The sequence below is a fragment of the Streptomyces sp. CA2R106 genome (assembly GCF_037034245.1).
Lineage (GTDB): Bacteria > Actinomycetota > Actinomycetes > Streptomycetales > Streptomycetaceae > Actinacidiphila.
This window is the reverse complement of sequence record NZ_JBAGKC010000013.1, coordinates 43,426-68,854: the sequence shown is the minus strand read 5'-3', so window position 1 is coordinate 68,854 and position 25,429 is coordinate 43,426. Positions and strand designations below refer to the sequence as shown.

Here is a 25,429-nt window from a genome sequence, read left to right as displayed (position 1 = left end):
CGGGGGCCGCTCAGTACACCCCGGGCGGGCCGTCGGCAGTCGGCGGGGCGCCCCAGGTGTCGCCTTCCTGCACCAGCAGGTCGGCGATGCCGCGCGTGGCGGACTCCTCCTCGTCGGGCTCCTCGTGCGACGCCTCGGGCTCCTCCTCGTCCCAGTCGTCGTCCGGGGACGCGGCGGCGCAGGACAGCGGCTGGTCGGCCGGCGGCAGGACGATCGTCTCGCCGCCCGCCGCGGGCCGGTTGGGGCGCCAGGTGGCCAGCGGCTGGTCGTCGCCCTCGGCCGTCTCGGGCCGCTCTGCCGTCTGTTGGGCACCCGCCGGGCCCATGCCCCAGGTGCCCTCGTCGGCGGTGGCGTACCCGGGCGCGCTGATCTCGGGCTCCTCCTCCGGGCGGCCCGCCCACAGCAGGGGTGCGAACGCCGCGCCCGCGACGCCCCAGGCGGCGGTGTCCTCCTCCGCCAGGTCGTCGTCGGAGGGGCGGAGTACGACCAGCGGGTCGCCGAGGTCGTCGGCGCCCGCCGTGTCGTAAGGGGACGGGGCGGTGGCGTACTGCGCGTCGCCGTCGTGCTCCGGGGTCCCCGGCACAGCCGGGGCGGTCATCCCCGACGCGAGCGCGTCGGCGGCCAGCGCCTCGGGGGCCGCGGGTTCGGCGAACGCCTCGCCGGTCGGCTCCACGAGCGTGCCGTGCTCCTCGTCGTCCCCGCGGCCGGTCCCGCCGGGCGCCGCGAGCCCGCCCATCGGCAGGAACGGGGTGGCGGCTGCCGCGGCGGCGGGTACGGCGAGCCCTTCGGCCGTCGTCCCGCCCGTCTCCGCGGCCGCGGGCAGCCCGGACAGCGTGCCCGGTGCGGCCGGCACCTGGCCCGCCGTTTCGGCGTCCGGCGTGCCCGCGCCCGTCCACGGGTCCGCGCTCGGCGCCAGCAGTCCGGACGCGTCGGAGGACACGCCTTCCTCCCGGCCCGCGCCGCTGCCCGGCACACCGCCCGTTCCCGGCATCATCATGCCGGGCTCCCCGTTCGGGGCGGCTGCCGCCTGCTCCTCCTCCGCCACGTCCCCGGGCAGGTCGAGTGCGCCCTGCCCGCCGGGTACGGTCCCGGCCGCCGCGACCTCGCCGGACGCGGGGTCGTACGCGCCCGTCCACGGCTCGGCGGTCGGGTCGAGCAGCCCGGACGCGTCACTACGGTCCTGGCCACCCTGCTGCCCGGACTGGGAGGCGCCACCCATCCCCGGCATGAACGGCATCCCACTCCCGGACGCCCCAACACCCCCCACATCACCGGCCACTTCGGACGACCCCGGGAACTCCGACGGCTCATAACCCGCCAGATCCAACCCGTCATCCGCACCCACCGGCACTCCACCCGACGGCAACAACCCCTCCCCCGCCGTATCCCCATCCCCCGACCACGGCTCCGCCGTCGGATCAAGCAACCCAGAAGCGTCACTGCGCTCCAAACCACCCTGCTGCCCCGCCTGCGAAGCCCCACCCATCCCCGGCATGAACGGCATCCCACTCCCGGACGCCCCAACACCCCCCACATCACCGGCCACTTCGGACGACCCCGGGAACTCCGACGGCTCGAACCCCGCCAGATCCAACCCCCCATCCGCACCCACCGGCACCCCACCCGACGGCAACAACCCCTCCCCCGCCGTATTCGCATCCCCCGACCACGGCTCCGCCGTCGGATCAAGCAGACCGGACGCGTCGCTGCGCTCCAGACCACCCTGCTGAGCCGCCTGCGAAGCCCCACCCATCCCCGGCATGAACGGCATCCCACTCCCGCTACTGCCAACTCCCGCAGCATCACCACCCAACTCCGACGACCCCGGGAACTCCGACGGCTCATAACCCGCCAGATCCAACCCCCCATCCGCACCCACCGGCACCCCACCCGACGGCAACAACCCCTCCCCCGCCGTGCTCGCATCCCCCGACCACGGCTCGGCCGTCGGATCAAGCAGACCGGACGCGTCGCTGCGCTCCAGACCACCCTGCTGAGCCGCCTGCGAAGCCCCACCCATCCCCGGCATGAACGGCATCCCGCTGCCGCTGCCGCTGGTGAGGCCGGAGCCGCTGGACAGGCCGGTGGAGCCGGGGAACGCGGAGGGGCTGTAGCCGGGCGTGTCGGACTCCAGGCCGAGGTCGCCCGCGGTGGGCACGCTGCCGGCGGTGGAGGTGCTGCCGGGGAACGCGGACGGCGAGACGCTCTTGACGTCGCCGAGGCCGCCCAGGCCCGCCTCGTCGCCGAGCCCGCTGTCGTCGCCCAGGGCCGCGTCGCCGCCGATGCCGGTGTCGCCGGGGTAGTCGGCGGCGGTCGTGCCGTCGTCCCAGGTGCTGGGGTCCTCGGCGAGGTCGGAGCCGGGCAGGTCGCCGGTGCCGTCGACGCCGGTGCCGCCGGCGAAGCGCGAGGGCAGGGTGGTGATGGGGGTCAGCCCGCCGAGTCCGGTGCCGTCGCCGACCCCGTCGGTGCCGCCGAGGCCGGAGCCGTCGCCCAGTCCGGAGCCGTCGCCGAGTCCGCCGGTGCCGTCGACACCGGTGCCGCCGTCGTACGCCGCCGGGTTGAGCGCGCTGTCCAGCGCGTTCGGGTCCATGGTGCTGTTGTCGCCGCCGAGCCCGCCGAGCCCGGAGTCGTCACCGAGCCCGCTGCCGTCGCTCAGGCCCGAGCCGGGCCCGTTGGTGTCGAGGCTGCCGGAGTACGGAGAGGGCGCCAGCGCGTTCTCGGCGGCGGTGTAGCCGTCGGGGTCGGTCAGTGCCTCCGGCCCCTGCGCGTCGATCCCGGGTGTGTCGGTGTTGGCGAGCGGGCCGATCTCGGCGGGGGTGATGTCGCCGACCTGGTCGCCGGGGTCGGTGATGTCGTCCGGCGGGGTGTCGACCGGGGGCGTGTCGCCGGCGCCGGGGCCGGTGATGGTGCCGGGCGGGCGCACCGAGTCGATGGTCACCTGGTAGTCGGCCGCCAGGCTCTTCAGCACCTGGCGCATGTCGTGGTTGAGCATCTTGACCAGCTCGGGCTTCTTGCTGACCGGGATCAGGCCGTTGCTCATCGGCGTGACGCCCATCAAGGTCGCCTGGTGGGCGTACCAGACGTCGATCTCGTGGATCTTGTTCTGCGCGTTGGTGAGGTTGACGGCGTTGTCCGCCAGCTGCTGCGGCACGGAGTTGCCCGAGCCGCTGGTACCGCCGGAGAGCACGTCGGCGGTCGCGGCGACCTGTTTGGAGAACGTGCTCATCATGTCGTAGAAGGCGTCGGCGGCGTCGCCCTTCCACGGCCCGTCGTCCCCGGCGAGGGCTTTCGCCTGGTCCTGGAGGGCCTTGGCGACACCCGACAGCACCATCTGCACGTGGTAGAAGACGTTCGCCGCGTCCTGGAGGCTCTGCGGCGAGGCGACCGAAGCGGCGCGGTCGAGGTTGTCGGAGTCGTCCACACCCGCCGACATGCCGCGGATCGCGGCCTCGATCTGCTTCCAGTCCCAGCTGTCGTAGTCGGAGATCGAGCCGGTCGCCGTCGGGTCGCCGTAGATCGACCCGTCGTCGCCCTGCGAGAACCCGTTGCTGTCGTAGTCGGTGCCCATGTGCGCAAGTCCTCCGTCAATACGCCGTCGCTGTGCGCCGGTCCCGCCCGGCGGGGCGTCCGGTGGCCCGGGCCGCCCCGCCGGACGGGACACGTGCGCACGGCCTGCCGTCTCCGGCCCGCCGTGTCGCCCGCCGGCCGGTGCGGCCGCCTACGCGCCGGTCCCGCCGGTCCCGCCGCTCGATCCGCCCGCGTCGGTCAACAACACGGTGAAGTCCCCGCTCGTCGACTGCATGGCCTTGTCCAGGTCCGTGGACGTCATCTTGTTGGCGTCCTCCAACGTCGCGTAGTTCGACGCCAGTTGGCGGACTCCGTCGCGCAGGTCGCCCAGGCCCTGCACCAGGTCGGCCAGCACCTTGCCGTACTGGGCCTTGAGCCCGTCGTCGGCGTTGAGGCCGTTGACCTTCGTGCGGATCTGGTCGGCGTGGTAGAAGGCGCCCGGCGCGACGTTGATCGGGTCGAGCTTCTTCGCCGCTTCCTGCGTGGGCGTGATGAGCTTGTCGATGTTGTCCGCGAAGAGCTTCATCGACGGGGTGTCCACGCTCGTCCCCGAGCCGCTGCCGGAGCCGCCGGGTACCGTCGGCGCCGAGAACGGCGTGTCGTCGGAGTACGTGCCCTGCCCGTTCGGCAGCGTCGTGCCGCCGTCGTACTGCTCCGGCTTGTGCGCCGGCGGCGACGGGGTCGGGGGCAGGGTGCCGTCGAGGGTTCCGTAGGTCATGGCAGGTCAGCCCCAGAGCTGGACGCCCGCGCGCTCGCCCTGGGAGTAGTACTCGTTGATGTTGCCGAGCTGCTGGGTGGCCAGGGCCGCCTTCTGCGTCATGTCCGCGGCGGCGGCGTCCCACTGCGCCTTGACCTGGGCGTAGGTGGCCTGCGCGTCACTGGTCCACTCGGCGAGGTTGATCTTGGCCTGGTTGTCCAGGTCCTGGAGGGCCTGGTTGATGCGCTGCGTGATGGCGTTCATCTCGCCGACGATGACGTCGACCTGCTCCATCTGCACGGTGTACGTCGCCACGGGGGCTCCTTGGAGGAAAGAGGGTGGAACGGGCGTGGTGCGGTGATGCGGGGGTGCTGCGGTGCGGGCGGCTCAGAAGCCGGGCAGGCTGGTGACGCCGGACGCGATGTTCTGCGCGACCTGGTTGGCGGTCTGCTGGGTCTCCTCGTGGGTGTTCGCGTAGACGTTGGTGTTCTGCTGGAGCTTCTCCAGCATCGTCCGCAGCGCCTGGTTCACCTTGTTGAAGTCGTCCAGCCACGCCTGCATGGCGTTGCCGTAGATGGTGGAGGCGTCACCGGTCCAGCTGCCGCGCAGGCCGTCGATCTGGCCGGCCATCTGGGCGTAGGAGGTGGCGCCGTCGTCCAGGGCGGTCTGGAAGGTGCCCTGGGCGGCGGTCATTCCCTGGAGTTCGACTGATGTCAGTGCCATGGTCGGGCGGTCCTCTCGTCGGTGTCGGTGTGGTGCTTCGGTGTCCCGGCCTGCCGCGGGTGGCGCTGGGTCGCGGCGGGCCGGAAGTCCTTACAGCCGGGCCAGCGGCTCGGGCCGCTGGTGCGGGGGTTCGGGCGGCGCGGCCGGGGGCGGCGCGCTCTCGTCGGGGGCGAGCACCGCGGCCTGCTCGGCTTCCGGCCGGGGCAGGTCGGCGGTGGTCACGGTGCGGGCCCGGGCGCCGGCGGCCAGGTGCTCGGCGAGGCGGTGCGCGCGGTGGGCGCCGACCGGCTCGGGCGAGCGGCCGAAGGTCTCGGCGAGCGCCTGGGCGGCGTCCTCGTCCAGCTGGAAGCCGTAGCCGCGCAGCCGGCGCCGCACCAGTTCCACGGACTGCTCGGGCGTGTAGGGCGCCAGCCGGACGTACTCGGCGAACCCCTGGGCGATGTCGGTGCGTTCGCGCATCAGGCCCATCAGGTGCTCGGGGGTGCCGATCAGCGCCAGTACGGTGTCGCCGGGCACGGCGACGATCCGGGCGAGCGCGCCGAGCACGGCCTCGCGGGACTGCGGGCTGCGCTGCTCGAACGCCTCGGTCCACTCCAGTACGAGCAGGCCGCCGCTGTTCTCCTCCAGCGCGGACGCCAGCCGCAGCAGCGGCTGTTCGGCCCAGCGGGCGGGCAGCGAGGACAGCCGCACCTGCCGGGTGGCGCCGGTGGGCAGCAGCCCCAGTTCGGCCAGGCAGCGCCCGTAGAGCGCGGCCAGCGCGCGGCGGCCGCTGCCGGGCGGGCCTTCGAGCACCACGTTGGCGCGGACCGACAGCGGCTCCGGGCCGGCGCCGGGGCGCTGCTGGGCGGCGGCCAGCGCGCGCAGCCGGGTGCGCAGGGCCGCCCGGGCGGTGTCCAGGCCGGTGACGGCGGCCAGCCGCCGCAGGCCGGGCAGTTCGGGCAGTTCGGGTTCGGCCGCGCCGTCGGCGCCGCCGGGGGCGCTGGGCGCCTCGGTGACGTCCTCGCCGGTCAGGACGCTCAACGCGCTGTCGTCCTGGTGGGGTTGGGCGGACAGCCGGGTGGCCTGGCGGCCGATCATCTCCTCGAAGATCTTCCGGGCCACGCGGCCGTTGCCGAAGGTGTCGCCCTTGGGGACCTCCACGAAGTAGCGGTCGAGGGCCTCAAGGGCGCTGTCGTCCAGTTCGTAGTAGTGCTTGGCGCACAGGCCGCGCACGATGGTGACGAGTTCGTCCGGTGCGTAGTTGGGGAACTCGATGGTGCGCGCGAAGCGGGAGGCCATGCCGGGGTTGGAGGCGAGGAACTGGTCCATCTGCGCGGAGTAGCCGGCGACGATGACCACGATCTCGTCGCGGTGGTCCTCCATCAGCTTCATCAGCGTCTCGACGGCTTCCTGGCCGAAGTCGGGGCCGGAGCCGCGGGACTGGTTGGTCAGGGTGTACGCCTCGTCGATGAACAGGACGCCGCCGAGGGCCTTGGTGAAGACCTCGGTGGTCTTGATGGCGGTGCCGCCGATGATCTGCGCGACCAGGTCGGCCCGGGCGACCTCCACGATGTGGCCCTGGCGCAGGATGCCGAGTTCGGCCAGGACCGCGCCGTACAGGCGGGCGACGGTGGTCTTGCCGGTGCCGGGCGGGCCGGCGAAGACCAGGTGGCGGCTCATCGGCGGCATGGGCAGGCCCATCTCCATCCGCCGCTTGGTCATCTTGTTGAGGTCGATCAGGCCGGTGACCTCGCGTTTGACGCTCTCCAGGCCGACCAGCGACTGGAGTTCGGCGAGCGGTCCGGCGCCGGTGGCGCTCTGCACGACCGAGGCGGCACCGGGCCCGCCGAAGCCCCCGGAGCCGCCGTCCGCGGCGGTGGCGGTCAGCTCCTTGCCGCCGCCCGAACGCCCGCCGTGCGGCCCGGAGTCGTCGCGCAGGTCGCAGTCGTGGATACCGACCGGCTCGGCGGTCTGCGAGCGGACGGCCTCGCCGGCGTTGTCGAAGACGGTGCAGTTGCTCAGCTCGGCGCGTGAACCGGCCGCGAGGTGCACGCCGTTGGCGCCGGCGCCGTGCACCCGGCAGCCGACGGCGGTCAGGGTGCCGCCGGCCACCCGCAGGCCGTCGCCGTCGGAGCCGCGGAACTCGCTGTCACGGGCAGTCAGTTGGCTGTCGGTGCCGACGACGACGGTGCCGCCCTCGATGGTCGCGGACTCCATCTCGGCCTGCGCGGAGTCCGCGAGCGCCAGCGCGGTGCCGCCCCCGACCCGCAGCCGCAGCTCCGACAGCCGGGCCGTGACCCGCTCCCCCAGCTCCATGCCGGCGGCGCCGGTGACCGCGACCTCGCCCTCGTCGAGGTCCAGCCGCGCGCCGCCCAGCGCCTGGACGGCGGGGCCGCCGTCGGCGACCGCGAGCCGGGTCAGCCGGATGGCGCCGCCGCCCAGCCGCAGCGCCGCGGTGGACGCGCCGCGCACGTCCAACTCGCCGGCGGAGACCTCGGCGCCGTCCTCGGTGAGGACACCCACCGGGGTGCCCTCGATCCGGCAGCGCTCCAGCACCGGCCGGCCGCCCGCCGCGGCGTGCAGCCCGACCTGCGCGGCCCCGCTGACCACGCAGTCGCGCAGCACCGGCGCGCTGTCCTTGACGTACACCGACTCGCCGCGCGAGCCGCTGAAGGTGCACTCGGTCAGGGTCGCGCCCGCGGTACTGGCCAGATACGCGTCCAGCCCGGCACTGCCCGACACCTCGACGCGGGTCAACTCCGCCCGCCCGTCCTGCTCGACGGCCAGCGCGGGCTTGCCGCTGCCGGTGATCCGGGTGGACTCCACCACGACCGCGCCGCGGCCGTTGACGCACAGGCCGTTGCCCGCCGCGCGGTCCAGGGTCGACGAGCGCAGCGTCAACCGGCCCTGCTCGGCGACCACCACCGCGGAGGAGCCCGCCTCGGCGACGGTGGTGCGCTCCACCACGTTGCCGCCGCCGGAAGTCAGCACCACGCCGGCGCCCCGCGGGTTGGAGACCTGGCAGTCCCGCAGCGCCACCGTCCCGGTGTCCCACGCCAGCACCGCCGTCCACGCCTCGCCCGCCACCCGGCAGCCGTCCAGCGCGGCCTGCCCGCGGCGCACGTCGAGCACCGGCGCCTCCGGGTCGGCGCCGCTGAGCAGCAGCCCGGACATCTGCACGGCCTCGGCGTCCACCACCACGGTGCTGCCCGCGGGGGCGTGCACATGGGCGGTGCCCCCGGCGCCGTCGGCGGCCAGCGTGACGGTCCGCACCAGGTGCAGCGCCTCGTCGTAGCGGCCCGCTCCCACCGTGATCAGCGCGCCCTCGGCGGCGTCCGCGAGCGCCTCGGTCAGCGTCCGGTACGCGCCGGGCCGGTCCGGGGAGACCACAAGCACTTGCCGGTTCACTGCGTCGCTCCCTTGTCGTGCGCGCCCGCTGCGGGTGCGTCGGTACGGGCCCGGGCGCCCGGCCGGGGTGCCTCGGGCATCAGGCCGGGCGGGCTGTGCGGTGTACGCGGCCGGTCGGCGTCCGCGGCGACCGGCGTCCTCGGCAGGGCGGCCGCGGCCCGCTCCAGGCTCTCCAGGGCCCGTTCGTCCAGCGCCGTCCGCCCGGGGGCGACCCGGCCGTCCGCGCCGATCTCGGTCGCCGCCATCTCGCGGATCAGCACCAGGTCGCCCGCAGCGGCGGCCGGACGCAGCACCTTGAACGTGGTGCCCGGCAGGAACACCACCCGGTCCGGCGCGGAGCCGTCCAGCAGGCTGGTGCGCCGCGCGGTCATCGACCACACCACGAACCGCGGGCGTTCGGCGACCTCCTGGATCGGCTGCGCGGAGGCGGCGCAGAACGACCACTCCGTCACCAGCCGCCCGTCGCGGTACCAGGCCCGCTCGGCGTCCGTCAGCTCCGCGCCCAGCACGGCGATGCCCCGGTACGACGGCAGCCGGCGCAGGCCCGACGCCACGCAGCGCGCCAGCGGCACGTGCGGCCCGACCCGCGCGGAGCGTACCGACGCGTCCACGCCCGCGCTGTTGCCCGTCAGGTACAGCCGCACCGCCACCAGGTCGATCAGCGCGTCCGTCGCCTTCTCGCGGCTGCCGCCCCGTAGCCCCGGCACCTCGGACATCACCCGCGACACGGTGCCCGCGGCCACGTCGTACTGGGCGCGGAACGTCTTGCGTACCCAGTCCCGCTCCCGTTCGATACCCCGCTCCGGCGGCACCGCGCACGCGGCTCCCTTCGGCACGGGCTGCACCCGCACCCCGGAAGGAGCCGCGGGGGCGGGCGGGGCTCCGGCGGGGGCCGCGGGCGCGGGGGCCTTCTCGGCGGGGGCGCTGTCCGCGGCCGGCGGCATCGGCTTGACTGGCGGTTCCACGGTCACCGGCGCCGCGGGGAACGCGCCCGCGGACTCCAACCGCAGCCCCGCGGGCCGCGCGGCCGGGGCGGGCGGGGCCGCCGCCGGGGTCACCGCCGGTGCGGCCGGGGCGGGCGGGGCCGCGGGCTCGGCCGCCACCGTCGGCGGGGCGAGCGGCATCGGGGGCGGTGCGACAGGCGGCGCGACGGGCGGCGTGCTCGGGGGCACCGGGAGGCCGCCCAGGAGGGGAAGCGTCCCCGGGGGCGGGGCGGCGGGACGTGGGGCCTCGGCGCCGTTCGACGGCAACGCGTCCGGCTCTGCCGGCAGTTCGGGGGCAGCCGTCGGCGCGGTGTCCGCGGGCACGGCATCCGGGGACGGGGAGTCCGGGGACGGCGGGAAGATCGTGGCCGGGTGGGCCAGCGGCAGCGGGAGCCGCCGGATGGACGGCTGGTCCGCCTCCGGCATGGGCCGCATGGGTACGAGGACGGCGGGCGCCGCGGGCCCGGCGTTCACCGCCTCGGGCGGCGCCGGCGCGTTCTCCTCCGCAACGACCGTGTCCACCGCGCCCGTTGCTTCCGCCGGCTCCACCGGCTCCACCACCGCGGGCAACTCCACCGGCACCGGCGGCGCCAGCGCGCCCTCCTCCGCAATGACCGTGTCCGCCACGCCCGTTGCCACCACCGGCTCCACCGGCTCCACCGCCTCGGGCGGCTCCGGCACACCCTCCCCCGCAACACCCGCGCCCGCCACGGCCGTTGCCCCCACCGTCTCCGCCACCACCGCCTCGACCGCGAACGGCTCGGCCACCGCCGGCTCGGCCGGCACCGACTCGGTCGCCGTCGAGGTGACCCACCCCGTGGGAAGGCCCAGCCCCGCGGTGAGTTCGGGCAGCGGCCGGGGTCCGGCCGGCTCCGGTGCGGCGGCGGCACGTGCCGCCGGTGCGGGAGCGGACAGGTCCTCGGCGGCGGTGGCCCACACCTCCGCCTGGAACGGGCTCGTCACGGCGGCGGAGGCGGCGGCCTGAGTCGGGGCCGGGGCCGGGGCTGGGGCCGGAGACCCGAGGGTCACCTCGGCCTCGACCGCCTCTGCCGTCACGACATCGTTATCGGCAACGGCGTCCCGAGCAGAGCCCTCGACCGTGACCGGGGTCCAGGGCGCGGTGCCCGCGGGCCGGGTGGCCGGGGGGATCGCCGCGGTCACCGCTTCGTAGGGGTCGGGGACGGCGATCGGCTCGGCGTACCAGGCGCCGGTGTCGACGGCGGGGTCGTCGGCGGGCCGCAGGACGAAGTCGCCGCGGGCGTCGGCGCCAAGACGCCAGAGCGCGTCCTCGGCCAACGCCCGCATGCGGGCGGCGAGTTCCGGGGAGCCGCGGTGGTAGAGGAAGAGCCGGTCGCCGGGGACGGGGGCGATCCGGCGGACGTCGTCGCCGTCGGCGGGCTCCTCCGGCGGGCGCATCCACAGCCCGCTCTGCACCACTTCGAGGACCGCGTCGAAGGCGTACTCGTAGACGCCCGGGGCGACCGGGTGGAAGCCGGGCAGCGGGGCGCGCACCCCGGCCAGCGCGGGCGGCGGCGCGCCCTCGGTGCCGCGCGGGCTGTAGAGGACCTCGCGGACGAACGTGGCGCCGCTGCCCGTACCCCCGCCCGCCGGGCTACTCGTCCGACCCCCGCCCGCCGCACCGGCGTCGGCCGCGTCCGCGTCGCCGGGCGCGGCGGGGTCGTCCTCGGCCGCTCCCGTGTACAGCACGACCTGGTGTTCCAGCGCGTCGGCGAGTTGCTGGCCGAGTGCCTCGCCCTCCTGCGGCAGCGCGACCGGGCCGTAGTGCACGAAGCGCACCCGGGAGCGGGTCGAGGGCAGCACGGTCTCCCAGAACCGCAGCACGTCCGCGAGGGGGACGGCCGGGCCGCCGGGGCAGCCGAGGACCACGGTCATCACGTCGGGGTCGACGGCGATGAGGCCGAAGAGCCGGCGGCGGTGGTCGTCGGCGCCGTCGGGCAGCGCGCCGCGCACCCACACCCCGCAGGGCAGCGGTTCCACGACGGCGTAGGGGCTGGTGGCCCAGGGGCGGTCGGCCATGGAGAACTGCCAGCGGGGCTTGGGGAAGCCCATCGAGTCGTGCTCGACCGGGCGGCCGGGGCGCAGCCGCAGCCAGCCGGAGCCGTGGCCGCCGGGGATGTAGAGCCCGCCGCCCGCGGTGGGGAGCACCTCGCCGTCGGGCACCACGACGACCTTGCCGAGTTCCTCGGCGATCCGCTGGCCGGCCCGCCGGATCTCCGCGGAGGTGCCGTTGCCGAAGACCATCCGCAGGCTGCCGCCGCTGTCGGCCAGTGCGCGGGCCATGGCGTCGGCGGCGGTGTCCGGGGGGATGCCGGGGACGTCCACGACGACGACGGTGTGCTGGTCGTCGCGGGCGAGGGCGCCGGCGAAGCGCCAGGCGGCCTGGTCGTTGCGGCCCTTGGTCTGGAGGAGCAGCGCGTCGCCCGCCGGGCGGCACTGGAGTGCGGGGCCGGGCGGCAGCAGGGACTTGATGCTCTTAAACACCGCTGCCTCCCGTGCCGCTGGTGCCCGGCTTGGTCAGTTCGGGGCCGGTGGGGAGCAGGGCGAGCAGGTCGTCGGGGAGCACCGAGACGAGTCCGGACAGGCCGAGCGCGGCGGTGGTGTCGTCGTTGGCCAGCCGGTAGGCGGTGCCGTCGTCGGTGATGAGGAAGGTCCGCGGGTGGGTGGCCTTCTTGAGCACCTCCTCGCGGCTGGCGGCGACGACGCCGTGGCCGGGCGGGACGACCACGGCGCGGCTGCCGGTGGCGGCGGCGCCGGTCTCCAGGACGACCTGCGAGTCGAGCGTGCGGCCGTCGACCTGCTGGGCCAGGCACACCGCCTGCCCGGTGCCGGCGACGGCGGGCGCGCCGGCCACGTCGGGCAGCGCGCCGGCCATGGCGGGGTCGTCGGCGATCTTCACGGCGGCCAGCGCGGAGGCGGGCACCTGGAGCGGCGCGGGGATGTGCGGCTGGGCGGCGAGCAGCGCGGACTCGGTGGCGGTGGTGCGGGCGACGCCGTCCCGGGTCATCACGTAGTAGTGGCCCGCGCTCCCGGTCGGGTCGGACGAGGTGTCGGCCGCGCCGCCCGCCGCGGTGCCCGTGGTGAACAGCTGCCCGACGGTGACGGTGTGTCCGGCGACCTTCCCGGCGGGTTCGCCCAGTCCGGCGGGGCGGATCGCGGTGAGGGCGCGGCCGGTGGGCACCGCGGCGAGCCAGTCGGCGGGGGCGGCGGTCTGCCGGTCGGTGTCCAGGCCGAGCGCGAGCAGGGTGGCCTGGCCGGGGACGGGGTACTTGGTGCCCTTCCACAGCAGGAAGCGGGTGCCGTCGGGGCCGGCGAGCAGCGCCTGCCGGCCGGCGGGGACGGCGGTGGTGTGCCCGGCGGGGCTGAGGTCCAGGCTCTGCCCGCCGTTGAGCTCCGGGCGCAGGCAGCGGGTCCAGGTGTTGCCGAGCACCTCGGCGGGGGCGGGGACCTCGTCGGGTGCGCCGGGGATGCCGACGGCGGTGCCGTGCGGGATGCCCGACAGGTCCTGCTGGGAGACGGTGTGCGCGGTGGCGTGCCCGGCGAGCAGCAGCACCGAGGCGTAGTTGCGGACCGGGCGCAGCACGCCGCCCACGTACAGGTAGCGGTTGCCGGTCTCCTTCTCCACGATGTAGGCGCCCGAGGCGCGCCAGGAGTGGTCGGGGGCGGGCGCGATCAGGCCGTAGACGCCGAAGCCCACGCAGAGCAGGAGGACGATGCCCACGCCGAAGAAGGTGCCGAGCGAGGCGCGGCGGGTGGGGCTGTCGCCGCGGCCGGGGTCGCCGCTGACGAGTGCGGTGGCCAGTCGGCCGACGGCGAACTGGTAGGCCTGGACGTGGTCGCGGCGGGTCTGCACGGGGTGGTCCTCCTCTCGGTTCCGGTCCGGGTGCTCAGCTCGTCATCTCGCGCAACCGCGCGTAGACGTGCAGGAGTTGCAGGAGCAGCGGCAGCAGCGCCATGGCGACGAGCATTTCGGTGATGTCGCCGCTGTGGCCCCATACGGGCAGCAGGCGGCCGGTCGGCAGCCGCCAGGCGGCGGCGAGCAGGGCGACGACGGTGAGCAGCAGGAGCGCGACGGCCACGCCGCGGTGGCCGGTGCCGCCGGTGGTCCACTGCTGGAGGAGCAGCAGCGCGAGGCCGCCGCCGGCGGCGATGACGGTGGGCACCCGCTGGAGGGTGCCGGTCAGGCCGCGGGAGCGCAGCAGCACCGCGGCGCCGAAGACCAGCGGCAGCGCCCAGCCGATCCAGCCGTGTTCATGGACCATGAACCAGAACACGACGCCGAAGCAGAGTGCGAAGCCGATGCTGAGGGCGTCGAGGTAGGAGGTGGCGGCGCGGACCCGGCGCTCGACCCGCTCCTGCGGTTCGGGCTCCACGTCCTCCTGCAACTCGGCTGCGTTGTGCGGCAGTTGGGGTACCCGCAGCCGGGCGGCGCGCAGGGTGATCCGGGGGGCGAAGTGGCCGAGGACGAACAGGGCGACGCCGGCCACGGCGACGGCCTGGCCGGTGCGCCAGTCGAAGGCGGTGCGCACTCCGATGGTGGCGGCCGTGGCGGCGGCGACGACGGCCGCGGTGCCCGGCACCAGGAAGGGCGTGGCGCGCAGGGCGACCAGCGCGACGGCGACCGCGGTGACGCACCCGGCGGTGACCAGCAGCCCGGGCACGCCCGGGTCGAAGCCGCCGCCGGGGCCGGTGCGGAAGGACAGTCCGGCGAGCGCCGCCATGGCCAGTGCGGCGATGCCGCCGGTCAGTACGGCGGCCGGGTCGGCCGTGAACCGGGCGCCGGTGACGGCGGCCGCGGTGAGGACCACGGCGGCGGCGCCCGCGCCGTATCCGGCGAAGTCGCCGGGGCCGCCGCTGAGCAGGGCGAGGGCGAGGAAGGCGGTGGCGAGCGCGGCCATCGTCAGGGCCAGCGCGCGGGTCAGTTCGGGGCGCCAGCGGCCGGGCAGGGCGCCCACGACGTGGGCGACGCCGTCGGCGATGTCGTCGAAGTGCAGGGTGGGCAGCGGTTCCTCGACCGGGCGCAGGTGGAGTACGTCGCCGTGGTGCAGGCCGAGTGCGTCGGGGGTGCCGTCGGGGTCGAGCGGCGGCTCGCCGAGGCGTTGCAGGGACCACGGCGTACCCCGGTCGCGCACGTCGGAGACGACATGCTCCACGAGGACGGGCAGCAGCGCGGCCAGCGGCAGCGTGACGGGGATCGCCAGGTCGGCCCGGCCGCCGGGGCCGACGACGGTCACCCGGCACACCTCGGTGCCGGTGCCTGCTGCGGGTATCACGGAGGCACTGGTCATCGCGTCGCTCCTGTGCGGTGGGGCACGCCGCCGCCACGGCCGCCGCGGGCGGCTCGGGAGGTGGCGACGGGGGTACGGTCGGCGGTGGCCCTGCGGCGGCCGGGGGCGGGGCGGCCGGGGGCGGCGTGGCGGCGGTTGCGCTTCACTCGGCGGCCACCAGTCCGGTCTGCATGAGCTTGACCGCGCGGCGGGTGACGAGTTGGGCGCGGCCGGCCGGCAGGGTGCGCGGCTTCGCCTCGCCGATGAACTTGCCCTCCTCCTTGGGGTAGGAGAAGAGCAGGGCCGGGTTGCCCAGCTCCCACAGGCGGCGCAGCACCGGGTCCATCATGGCCCGCATCGCCCCGGAGGTGCTGCGGGCGACCACCAGGTGCAGCCCGATGTGCGGGGCCTGGGCCAGCAGCGGCACCAGCGGGGTCATCGGGGAGGGGGCGCCGGGCGCGCCGGAGAACAGGTCGTAGTCGTCGATGAGCACGAACAGCAGCGGGCCGCTCCACCAGTCGCGGCGGGCCAGGTTCTCCGGTGAGATGTCGGCGCCGGGCACCCGCTTGCCGACCGACACCGCGGCGCTGGCGGCGAGTTGGCCGAGCGCGTCGCTGTCCACGACGTAGCCGACCCGGTACGCCTCGGGGACGGCGGTGAGCAGGCCGCGGCCGGGGTCGGCGACCATGATGCGGGCTTGCTCGGGGGTGTAGCGGGAGGTGATGGCGGCGATCATCAGCCGCAGCATGTTGGTCTTGCCGGTCTCGCTGTCGCCGAAGACCATCAGGTGCGGGGTGGTGGCGAAGTCGTGCCAGGCCGGTTCGAGGCGCTGTTCGTCCCAGCCCATGCAGACCCGCAGGTCGCCCTCGGCGGGCGGGAGTTGGGCGGCCGACAGCCGGCTGGGCAGCAGCCGGACGCCGGGGGCGGGCGTGCCGGTCCAGAAGGCGCCGATCTCCGCGACGGCCTCCTTGGTGGCCGCGGTCAGGTCCTCGGTGTGCGGGGAGCTGTCCAGGCGGGGCAGCGCGGCCAGGAAGTGGTGGCCGCCGGAGGTCAGGCCGCGGCCGGGCTGGTGCGGCACGGCCGCGGCGGCGCGGGCGCCGACCTCGGACTCCAGGGTGTCGCCGAGCCGCAGTTCGAACTTGGTGCCGAGCAGGTCGCGCAGCCGGGGCCGGAACTCCGACCAGCGCACCGCGGAGCCGATCACGTGGATGCCGAAGGACAGTCCGCGGGCGGCCATGTCGATGACGCGCGGCTCGATGTCCTCGTAGTCCTGGCGGAGCGTGCCCCAGCCGTCCACGACGAGGAACACGTCGCCGTAGGGGTCGTCGATCTCGCCGGCGGCGCGCTGGGCGCGGTAGCCGGCCATGGACTCCAGGCCGCGGGCGGCGAACTCGCTCTCGCGGCGCTCCAGGAGCTGGGTCAGTTCGGCGACGGTGCGCTGCACCCGGTCCCGGTCCAGGCGGGTGGCGACCGATCCGACGTGCGGCAGGCCGGAGGTGGACACCAGGCCGCCGCCGCCGAAGTCCAGGCAGTAGAACTGGATCTCCTGCGGGGTGTGGGTGACGGCCAGCGCCATCATCATGGTGCGCAGCATGGTGGACTTGCCGGTGCGCGGCGCACCGACCAGGCCGACGTGGCCGTCGGCGCCGGACAGGTCGGCGGTGAGCAGGTCGCGGGACTGCTCGTAGGGCTTGTCGACCATGCCGATCGGGAAGCGCAGCGACGCCAGCCGCGGGTAGTCGGCGGCGCTCATGCCGCGCTCGGGGTCCGGCACGATCGCGGGCAGCACCTGGTCGAGGCTGACGGAGGAGTCCAGCGGCGGCAGCCACACCTGGCGGGCGGGCGGCCCGGCGTCCTCCAGCCGGTCGACGAGCACCTCGAGCAGGCTCTCCTGGCTGAGCGGTTCGCCGTCCGGGCCGACCTTCGGCCGGGCCTGCTCCTCGGCGGCCCTGGCCGCCTCGGCCAGCGCGGCTTCCTGCTCGGCGCGGGCGGAGAGCAGTTCACCGGTGCGGTCCAGTCCGAAGGCGGTGACCTCCTGGGCGGCGCGCTGCTGCGCGGCGGGGTCGGCCCCGGCGGCGGGTTCGGGCGCCGGGCCGGAGACGTAGGCGGCCTTGAACCGTACGAGGTTGGTGGTGTCCACCTTCAGGTAGCCGTTGCCGGGCGCGGAGGGCAGTTCGTAGGCGTGGGAGACGCCGATGACGCTGCGGGACTCCATCGAGGAGAAGGTGCGCAGGGCCAGCCGGTAGGACAGATGGCCCTCGACCTTGTGGATGCGGCTCTCGTCCAGGCGCTGCGAGGCGAGCAGCAGGTGCACCCCGAGGCTGCGGCCGAGCCGGCCGACGGACACGAACAGGTCCACGAACTCCGGTTTGCTGGCGAGCAGTTCGGAGAACTCGTCCACGATGATCAGCAGCGAGGGCAGGGGGGCGAGGGTGGCGCCGGCCAGCCGGGCCTTCTCGTAGTCGAAGAGCGAGGAGTGGCCGGCCTCGCGCAGGAGTTCCTGGCGGCGGATCATCTCGCCGTTGATGGAGTCCCGCATCCGGTCGACGAGGTGGATCTCGTCGGCGAGGTTGGTGATGACCGCGGAGGTGTGCGGGAGGCGGTCCATGTTGAGGAAGGTCGCGCCGCCCTTGAAGTCGACCAGCACCAGGTTGAGGACCTCGGAGGAGTGGGTGGCGGCCAGTCCCATCACCAGGGTGCGCAGCAGTTCGCTCTTGCCGGAGCCGGTGGCGCCGATGAGCAGGCCGTGCGGGCCCATGCCGCCCTGCGCGGACTCCTTGAGGTCGAGTTCCACCACCTCGCCCTCGTCGGTGACGCCGAGCGGGACCCGCAGCCGGGCCGACTGGCTCAGCCGGGGCCGCCACTTGGCGGTGGCGTCGAAGGTGCGGGGGTCGCGGATGTTCAGCAGAGACGTCAGGTCGAAGTCGGACTCCAGCGGCCGCTCGGTCAGGTCGATGGCGCCGCCGGTGCGCAGCGGTGCCAGGCCGCGGGCGAGGGTCTCGGCGGCGACGGCGCTGAGCGCGTCGGCGGAGGCGGAGGCGGAGGCGTCGTCCCCGGCGGGGAAGCTGACGGTGCCGTCGCGGACGGTCAGCCGCAGCACGTCGTCGCCGCCGAGGAGGGTGCCGGTGGCGTCCAGCAGCAGGGTGTTGCGCAGTCCCTCGCCCAGCAGCCGCGAGCTGTCGGGCAGCCGGACGCCCTGGGCGACGACCACGACGAAGGGCTCGGTGACGTTGGGCGAGGCGTCCGGGTCGTGGTCGGGGCGGTCGCGCACCTCGGGGCCGAGCAGCGCCATCAGCTCGTCGTGGTCGCCGGCGGCCAGCCGTACGGCGCCCGCGTCGTCCTGCTCGTCGGGGTGGGCGTTGTGCGGCAGCCACTTGACCCAGTCCCACTCGGCGCGGGCGGCCGGGCTGCCGAGCACGGCCACGCGCAGCTCGTCGGGGGCGTGCAGCACCGCCAGTTGGGCGATGATGGCGCGCATCAGCGCCAGCGCCTCCTGGCCGTCGCCGGCGAACTCCACCCGGGCGAAGCGCCGCAGCGCCACCGGGATCGGCAGGTCGGGCACGGTCTGGTGGGCGCGGGTGAAGCGGCGCAGCGAGATCGCGGTGAGGGGTTCGAGGTCCTCGACGGGCTTCGTCTGGGGCGGGAGGAAGGCCAGTTCGGCGCGGCGGATGCCCATGCCGATCCGGACCCGGGCGAAGTCCTCGTGGCTGGGCCGGCGTTCCCACAGCCGCGGCCCCATCGCGAACGCCCACAGCTCGCGCGGGTCGGGGTTGTCCCACAGCAGGGCGGCGCGCTGCTCGGCGGCGGCGGTACGGGCCTGGCGGCGCTTCTGCGCGAGGTAGCGGAGGTAATCGCGGCGTTCGGCCCGCATCCGGCGGCGGCGTTCGGCGCTGCTGCGACCGACCTGGGTCAGCGTCATACTGATCATCGCGACGCCCATCATCCCGGACATCATGTAGGTGGTCGGGCCCATGCTGCGGACGCTGAACATCAGCACCATGGCGCCGGCGCCCAGCCCCATCGGCAGATACAGCAGGGCCGAACCGAAGTCCACGCCGGCGGGTTCGCCCAATACCGGCGGCTCCGCGAGCTCCACCTGCCCGTCGGGCATCGGTGGCCCGTCGCGACGAGGTGAGCGCTTCACCGGCTTAATGGCCAACGCGGTGACTCCCGGTGTGATGGTGCATGCCGCTTCTTCCTGGGAGGCGACTATAGGGAATCCAGTCAGCGTTGCAACAGTCCCCCATTTCTTTTTTCACGCGCCCGACCTCTTGCCGTAACCGCTTCCCCGGGCCGTTCCGTGACCGGTTCGGCTGTCCGCATGCCCGCTTTGCACCGCGCGATCGGGCAGCGAAGGCTGTCTATTCCGGCCGCCGCCAACGGGCGGCCCGCCGATAGCAACAGGCGATTATTCCCCGGGCATTCACCTTTAGTCCTCCGCACGTCGGTTACCTCGGTTCCGGGTGGTCACGAAGTGGACACGGCGGTGTCGGCGGAAGGGACGGAGACTTCGAGACGGACGGCATCGCCGCAGGTGGCATGAGGTTTACGGATGCCGCCGCGCCCGTTCGCCAGGCACCCGGGCGACCTCGTCGGCGGTGGGCGGCGGCCGTCGATCGCCGCCCCGCGGCGGGCCCGCGCCGCGTGTTTCACCGACTGTTTCACCATGCAACCGGTCAGCGCGGAAGCGCGCATCGGGCAGCCGGCCACCGGGAATCGGATCACCCGCGCGCCCCGCGGACCGACTCCCGACTTCCTCCCCCACCGCGCACGGACGGGGAAAAGACGGCCCGAACAGCGCCTTCTGCGACCAAGAACCCAGTCGGGACAAAGGTCCCCACCGAGCCGACATCCGACAAAGCGGTCACAGTCGGCTCACGGAACCCCGCCACCGGCCTCCGCGGCGGCCAGCTCAGGAGGGCCGGAGCAGACCACCCGCCCACCGCGGCCCGCGCGCCCACCGGTTTCGCACAGCCCGCACCCCCGGGAAGCCCGCGTCGGCCGGCGGGAACACCACATTCGCTCTCGGCCCACTCCAATTCGCCGCCCACGGCCCACTCCGCGCATTCCGCGAAGCGCCGCACCCATTTCCGCGGTGGCGAACTGCGGAGCCCATTCCACGAAATGGCGGGCCGCCGCCCATTCCGGCACCGAACATTGGCGCCCCCGGCCGCTGTTCCCTTCCCGCGGCACCCGCCGCCGGCGCCGCACCGGCCCGCCGGCACCGCCCCGCCATGGGCGCGCTCCCACCGCTCGACCTCTCCGCGTCCCCGCAGGCCGCAGGCTACCGACCGGTACCGACACGTACGACGGGCGCCGTCGCGGCCAGGCCACGACGGCGCCCGTACGTAAGCCCACCAGGCAAGACGCGGTCCGTACCAATTACCGCGCACCCGGGAGCCATCACGACACGCCCGGGGTCTCCCCACTTTCTCCACGACCGGACGTGTGGTCGGCCGGGTGAAATACCGCCGACATGGTGGTGGCCGCATGACTGCACTCGGTCACCGGAATTTCCCCAGTGCCCGGCGAGCGGTGCGAACCGCCCGCCGGGCACCCGGCCGCCGGACCGGCCCAGGAGTCGAAAACGGAACCCCCGCAGGTGCGTTGGCCGCGGCCGGCGTCCGGCTAGGGAGCGGTGGGCACCGCGGTGGCGGTGAGGTCGTCGAACTGGGTCGCCGTCCCGTAGGTGTCCGTGCCCAGGCCCACCTGGCCCTGGGCATAAGTGGAGTCCGTGACGTCCGCGACGGCCGCACCGTCGATCCGCGCGGTGATCCGGGCGCCGGCGAAGGTCAGTTGCAGTCGCGACCAGCTGTCCGCGGAGACCCCGGGAACCGTGCCCGAGGCGAGCACGCGGGTGGCCCTGTCCGGCGCGAGGACCTCCAGCGACCAGCTGCCGGAGTCCGCGAGCTTCAGGGAGTAGCCCTCCCACGCCGTGATCCGGCCGGTGCCCACCGTGTTGAGCTGACCGGCCACCCGGCCCATCAGCGTGGAGGTGGTGCCCTGCCCGATCCGCGCCTTGACCGACACCGTGTAGTCGCCCCACGTCGCGTCACCCACCAGCGTCAGCGGGCTCGGCACCCGCGCCCACTGGATCGGCTGCCGGCTGATCATCTGCTGGAGGCACTTCCCCCGGCCCCGGCTGCCGACCGCCGACTGCGCGCCCGCCTGGCAGGGTTCGACCTGGAAGGCGCCCTCCATGTCGGAGACGTAGCGCGCGCTGGCCCCGTCGCGGTAGCCGTTGAAGTCCTCCCGGTACGGCAGCGGCATCGGCTTCGAGGCGGGTGCCTTCGCCGCGGCCCCGCCCTTCCCGCCGGACACGGTGGTCAGCGTGGTGACGGTGCCGGGCTGGAGCGTGGCGGTGTGCGCGCCGCCGGCCGCCGCCGGCACGTCGGCGCCGTGCGCGAACCAGTCGGCCGGGTCGGTGGAGTCCAGCGTGGTCGTCCACCGGTGCAGCGCGCCGCGCGGCAGGCCACCGGAGGGCGTCAGCGACACCGTCTGCGGCGCGCTCGCGCCCGTCGTCTCGAAGACGGTGGTGTACGAGGGGTGCGCGCCGGGCGATCTCAGCGTCACATAGGTGCCGCCGCCGTCGAGGTAGCCGCTGGCGGAGTCGATGTACTGCCAGCCCGGATGGGTGAACTGCGCGGTCTGCGCGACCGTCCACAGCGTCGGACCCAGCTGGTAGGCGCCGCTCCAGGGCTCGTTCGCCTTCAGCAGCCCGCTGCCCTGCATCTGCACCGTGGGGTACCAGGCGTACGCCACTGGCCAGTTGATGAAGCCGGTGATGCGCGCGTCGACGTACTCGTGGTTCATCTCGGCCGCCAGCCGGTCCGCGCCGGTCAGGTAGTTGTTCCAGCCGGACTCGCTGGCGAACAGCGGCTTGCCGAGGCTGAGCGCGTCCGGGGTGCTGGAGCAGTGCACCGCGGTGCAGGGGTAGTGCACCCCGACCACGTCGGTGGCCGCGTCGAACGCCGGGTCGTTCTTCATGTCGGTGGCGACCTGCCAGCCGGCGTTGTCGGCGGCGACCACCTTCACCGAGCCGTAACCGTCGTGCTGGAGCGTGGACTTCAGCTGCTCGTACCAGGCCGCGTCCCAGCCCTTCTCGTTCCAGCCGCCCAGGTAGTCGATGTGCAGGCCGTGCTGCTTGGCGCAGCCGAGCCAGCTGGTGAGGTAGCGGATGTTGTCGGCGGACCAGAAGCCGCCGTCGAACCAGCCGGGCGCGCCCCACTCCAGCCCGTAGAACTGGATGTCGGGGTTGCGCTTCTGGGCCTGCTCCATCAGCCACCACTCGTAGCCGCGGTTGCAGTCCACGTCGGTGGCGGTGCGCATGTGGCTCTGCTCGGCGCCGTTGCTGGAGTTGGTGTCGGAGCCGATCTCCACCTTGAGGATCTGGAGCGAGGCGCCGTAGCCGGGCTTGAACATGTAGTCCAGCAACTGGCTGCGCTCGGGTTCGGGGTAGTCGGTGAGCAGCCGCGAGGTGCCGCCGCCCCCGCTGATCGCGCCGACCCCGGCGAAGGTGCGGCCGGTGCCGTTGCCGTCGACCGTGATCTGCTGTCCGCCCGGCTGGGTGGCCGCGCTCGCGCCGGGCGGCGGGGCGAGCAGTGCCACGCAGGCCAGTAGCGCGCTGCCGACCACCAGCGCGACGCGGTGCGGCAGCCGCCGCTGTCCGCGCGGCCGGCGCAGTCCGTGCGGCCGGCGCAGCGGGGCTCTTCGGGCGCGGGGCGCCGGGGGTGCCGTGGGAGTTGCCATCAAAGGTCGCCCTCCTTCGTCCGGGTCAGAGCCTGATGTGGGAGCGGCCCTTGGGGGCCTTGGTGGTGCGCGGCCGGCCGTGGTCGGGATGGACCTCGATCTGCGTGATGCCGTCGGCGTTGAGGTCGAAGGCGGCGCCGGTGTCGCCGAGCAGGAAGTTGCGGACCGCGACGCGTGCGCCGGTGGCGCGGAAGACGACCTTGCCGTCGCGCGCGAGGGTGGTGCGGTGCGGGCCGGCCGACACGTCGTAGCGGTGGCCGCGCAGTTGCACGTTGGACAGGGTGTTGGTGCCCGGCAAGGTGAGCGAGCCGAACATCAGCGCCGACGGGTCGCCGTCCCAGGGGTTGTCCGAGAGCAGCTCGTGCAGGCCCTGCACCGGCATCGCGTTGGACCAGGAGTAGGTCCGCCAGGCCGAGTCGACCGCCGGGCCCATGATGGACTGCCCCGGTTCGGGGTCGAAGGACTCGGGGAACCAGCCGTCGTTCGTCCAGGAGTCCAGGTACATCGAGGTGCTGCGGGTGGCGAACATGCCGGCGATGTCGTCGAAGCCGTAGCGCTTGACGCCGTCGTAGACGGTGGCGTTCATCGGCGGCCAGATCGCGCCCTTCCACTGCTCGGGCGCGGAGCCCTCGCCGTAGCGGTCGAAGAACTTGAAGTGCTCGGACTGCGGGTGCACCGGGCCGCCGGAGCAGTACGCCGGGTCGTTGCGGGCGATGCTGGGCACCACGTAGTCGCCCCAGAACATCTCCGGGTCCAGCAGGTGCGCCATCATCGTCCTCGCCCGCTCAGGCGTGGCGATGCCCGCGAACAGCGGGTAGAACACGGTCGGCGTGACCACCTCGTTCCAGCTACCGTCGAGGTAGCGGCTGAGGTACAGGCCCTTGCCGGGGTGCCACAGGCGGTCGTTGAGGCGCTGCTTGATCGTCGCGTACTGGGCGGTGAAGCGGCGGGCGTCGGCGGCCTCGCCGAGGACCGTCGCCATTTTCGCCAGCGTCTCGGCGAGCAGGGCGTAGTAGGAGTTGAGCGGCACGTCGGTGAGGTTGGTGTTGTCGCGCTTGTCGCCGGAGCCGCCGACCTTGGCGATGCGCTGGTAGTCGGCGTAGACCGGCAGGTCGTCCAGGCCCAGGTGGTTGCCGCGGCCGCCGACGCGGTCGCCGAAGTACGGTGCCTCCAGCAGCCCGTCGCCGTCGGCGTCCCACTCCGGCATCAGGTCGTTGAAGGCGACCAGGTGCGGGTACGCCTTCTCCAGGACGGTGCGGTCGCCGAACTTCGTGTACAGCCGCCACACCGCGTACGCGTGCATCGGCCCGGAGTTCTCCTGGTCGTAGCGGGGGCCGACCAGGTCCACCTGGTTGGGCGGTGCGGGCTGGTCGAAGACGTCCGACTCGTGCTGGGTGGCGAGGGTCTGGCTGACCAGGGCGGCGTCGATGCAGTCGAAGGAGGAGTCCCAGCCGGTGAACAGCCCGCCACCGCCGCCCCAGCCCCACAGCACGTAGTTGCAGTGGTAGGTCCGGTCGTAGTTGGTGTTCAGCGACAGCGCGTCGCGCACCGCGTCCGCTGCCTGGCCGACCGGGCCGGAGCCGGTGAGGTTGGTGTCGCGGATCGCGGCCTGGGCGGCGGCGAGTTGGCGTTCGGCCTGGTGCGGCTCGGGCGGTGCGACCTTCGGGGTGCCGTGGTCGCTGATCGCCGCGGCGAAGGTGATGCTCTCGCCCTTGGCGAGTTCGTAGCGCAGGGCCGCGGTGGCGTCGCCGGCCGCGCCGGTGCCGCCGGTCATCGCCTTGGTCAGGTCGGTGACGGAGGCGTAGCAGGCGGCGCTGACCGGGGGTTCGGTGGGGGTCAGCCGCAGGTGGCCGGTGGCGGAGGTGTCCACCAGGCCGGGCGCGGAGCCGATGACACTGTTGCCGTCGAGCGCGAAGCTCGCGGTCTCCCCCGCGGTGGCGCCCCACGGCGTGCCGACCTCCAGGAAGACCGTGGTGTCGTCGGCCAGCGCGGTGACCGTGGCGACCACCGAACTGCCGTCGCCGGTGCGGGCGTAGCGGACCACCAGGTCGCGCTTCTGCTGCTGGGCGAGGTCGTACTTGGCCTGGATGACGGGGAGTTTGGCGGTGGCGTCCGCGACCTCGGTGGCCGACCACTGGTCGGGGTGGGCGATGACCTCCTTCAGCGCCTCCAGGTGCGCGGGCATCACCGAGCGGTCGTCGCTGCTGATGTGGACCTGCTTGAAGCTGCCGTCGGGGGCCATCGGGCCGATCCGCCAGAGGTTGTTGGTCATCTTCTCGCGGATGACGGTGTTCGCCTTGGTGAGCAGGACCACGCGCACGGCGAAGCGGGCCTCGCCGGTGCCGACGAAGAGCGCGCCCGTCCAGTCCTGCTCCTTGACGCCCGGCATCGCGAACGGCCGCTTCAGCGTCGGGTACGGCAGGGGCGAGGACTGCCCGCCGTGGTTGCCCGCGGTGTCCGCGGCGGCCGCGGCCGTGCCGTCGGACGTGGTGCCGTCGGCGGCCGCCGCGATGTTATCGCTCGCAAGCGCGACCACCGTGCCGCCGATGCCGGTCGCTCCGGCCGCCTTCAGAAAGCTTCGCCTGGGCATGTGACGATGGGTCATAAGACCTTCCGTTCCAGCGTCTGACGGGCCCTGCGCTTGACAACGGAGCAGGCCGGTACGGCACCGCCCGCCGCAGGACCCGGGGGGCTCACTGCCCCGAGGGGGGTTACGGCATGAACTGCATCACGGGCGACTCGAATTGTTAGCGCTCACGCGACGGGTGTCAACAGATCCGACATAGTTGCTCCCGCGGCCCCCGAACCCACCGCCGGCACCCCCCCCCCGGCCTCGGCGTCGACGGCCAAGTCGGCCCGCAGACCTGGCAGATGCTCGTCGGCAGCTGACCGCCAGGCGCCTTGCGCAGCGTGGGCGCGGGGCGGGCGGGCCTTCGTGGCCGCCCGCCCCGCGCTCCTCCGTGACGGGCACCGGGGCGTCCGTTGGCCGTCCGGGGCGGCCGACACAGCGGTGTACGACCCCTATTGGGCGGAGACGG

The 25,429-nt window shown here is 74.3% G+C and carries 11 protein-coding genes; all 11 read right to left on the bottom strand.

The window, feature by feature from the left end; genetic code table 11:
* Positions 1-10: 10 nt before the first annotated feature.
* The gene (locus WA788_RS20025) at positions 11-3,568 is read right to left on the bottom strand and encodes a hypothetical protein (protein ID WP_335979210.1); all 3,558 of its coding nucleotides are present in this window, start codon (positions 3,566-3,568) and stop codon (positions 11-13) included.
* Between the two features lie 150 nt (positions 3,569-3,718).
* Positions 3,719-4,285, bottom strand: coding sequence for a hypothetical protein (locus WA788_RS20020; RefSeq protein ID WP_335979209.1), 567 nt, complete (start codon positions 4,283-4,285; stop codon positions 3,719-3,721).
* A gap of 6 nt (positions 4,286-4,291) precedes the next feature.
* A complete protein-coding gene (locus WA788_RS20015) occupies positions 4,292-4,579 on the bottom strand; it encodes a WXG100 family type VII secretion target (RefSeq protein ID WP_335979207.1) in 288 nt (95 codons plus the stop codon).
* A 72-nt stretch (positions 4,580-4,651) separates the two neighbouring features.
* Positions 4,652-4,987, bottom strand: a complete 336-nt coding sequence (locus tag WA788_RS20010; RefSeq protein WP_202238224.1) for a WXG100 family type VII secretion target — start codon at positions 4,985-4,987, stop codon at positions 4,652-4,654.
* 90 nt (positions 4,988-5,077) lie between these two features.
* On the bottom strand, positions 5,078-8,374 hold the full coding sequence (locus WA788_RS20005; RefSeq protein ID WP_335979205.1) for a right-handed parallel beta-helix repeat-containing protein: 3,297 nt from the start codon (positions 8,372-8,374) through the stop codon (positions 5,078-5,080).
* Positions 8,371-11,859: a hypothetical protein gene (locus WA788_RS20000; protein WP_335979204.1), complete on the bottom strand. Its 3,489-nt coding sequence runs from the start codon at positions 11,857-11,859 to the stop codon at positions 8,371-8,373. The genes WA788_RS20005 and WA788_RS20000 overlap by 4 nt, the downstream gene beginning before the upstream one ends.
* Positions 11,852-13,228, bottom strand: a complete 1,377-nt coding sequence (gene eccB / locus WA788_RS19995; protein WP_335979202.1) for a type VII secretion protein EccB — start codon at positions 13,226-13,228, stop codon at positions 11,852-11,854. Before eccB ends, WA788_RS20000 begins: the two co-directional genes overlap by 8 nt.
* Positions 13,229-13,262: 34 nt before the next feature.
* Entirely contained in the window at positions 13,263-14,663 is a 1,401-nt protein-coding gene (gene eccD / locus WA788_RS19990) for a type VII secretion integral membrane protein EccD (protein WP_335979200.1), read from the bottom strand.
* A gap of 142 nt (positions 14,664-14,805) precedes the next feature.
* On the bottom strand, positions 14,806-18,753 hold the full coding sequence (gene eccCa / locus WA788_RS19985; RefSeq protein WP_335979198.1) for a type VII secretion protein EccCa: 3,948 nt from the start codon (positions 18,751-18,753) through the stop codon (positions 14,806-14,808).
* A 1,517-nt stretch (positions 18,754-20,270) separates the two neighbouring features.
* Complete coding sequence (locus WA788_RS19980) at positions 20,271-22,391, bottom strand: galactosylceramidase (protein ID WP_335979196.1); 2,121 nt, start codon at positions 22,389-22,391, stop codon at positions 20,271-20,273.
* A gap of 25 nt (positions 22,392-22,416) precedes the next feature.
* The gene (locus WA788_RS19975; protein ID WP_335979193.1) at positions 22,417-24,981 is read right to left on the bottom strand and encodes an MGH1-like glycoside hydrolase domain-containing protein; all 2,565 of its coding nucleotides are present in this window, start codon (positions 24,979-24,981) and stop codon (positions 22,417-22,419) included.
* Between the last annotated feature and the right edge of the window lie 448 nt (positions 24,982-25,429).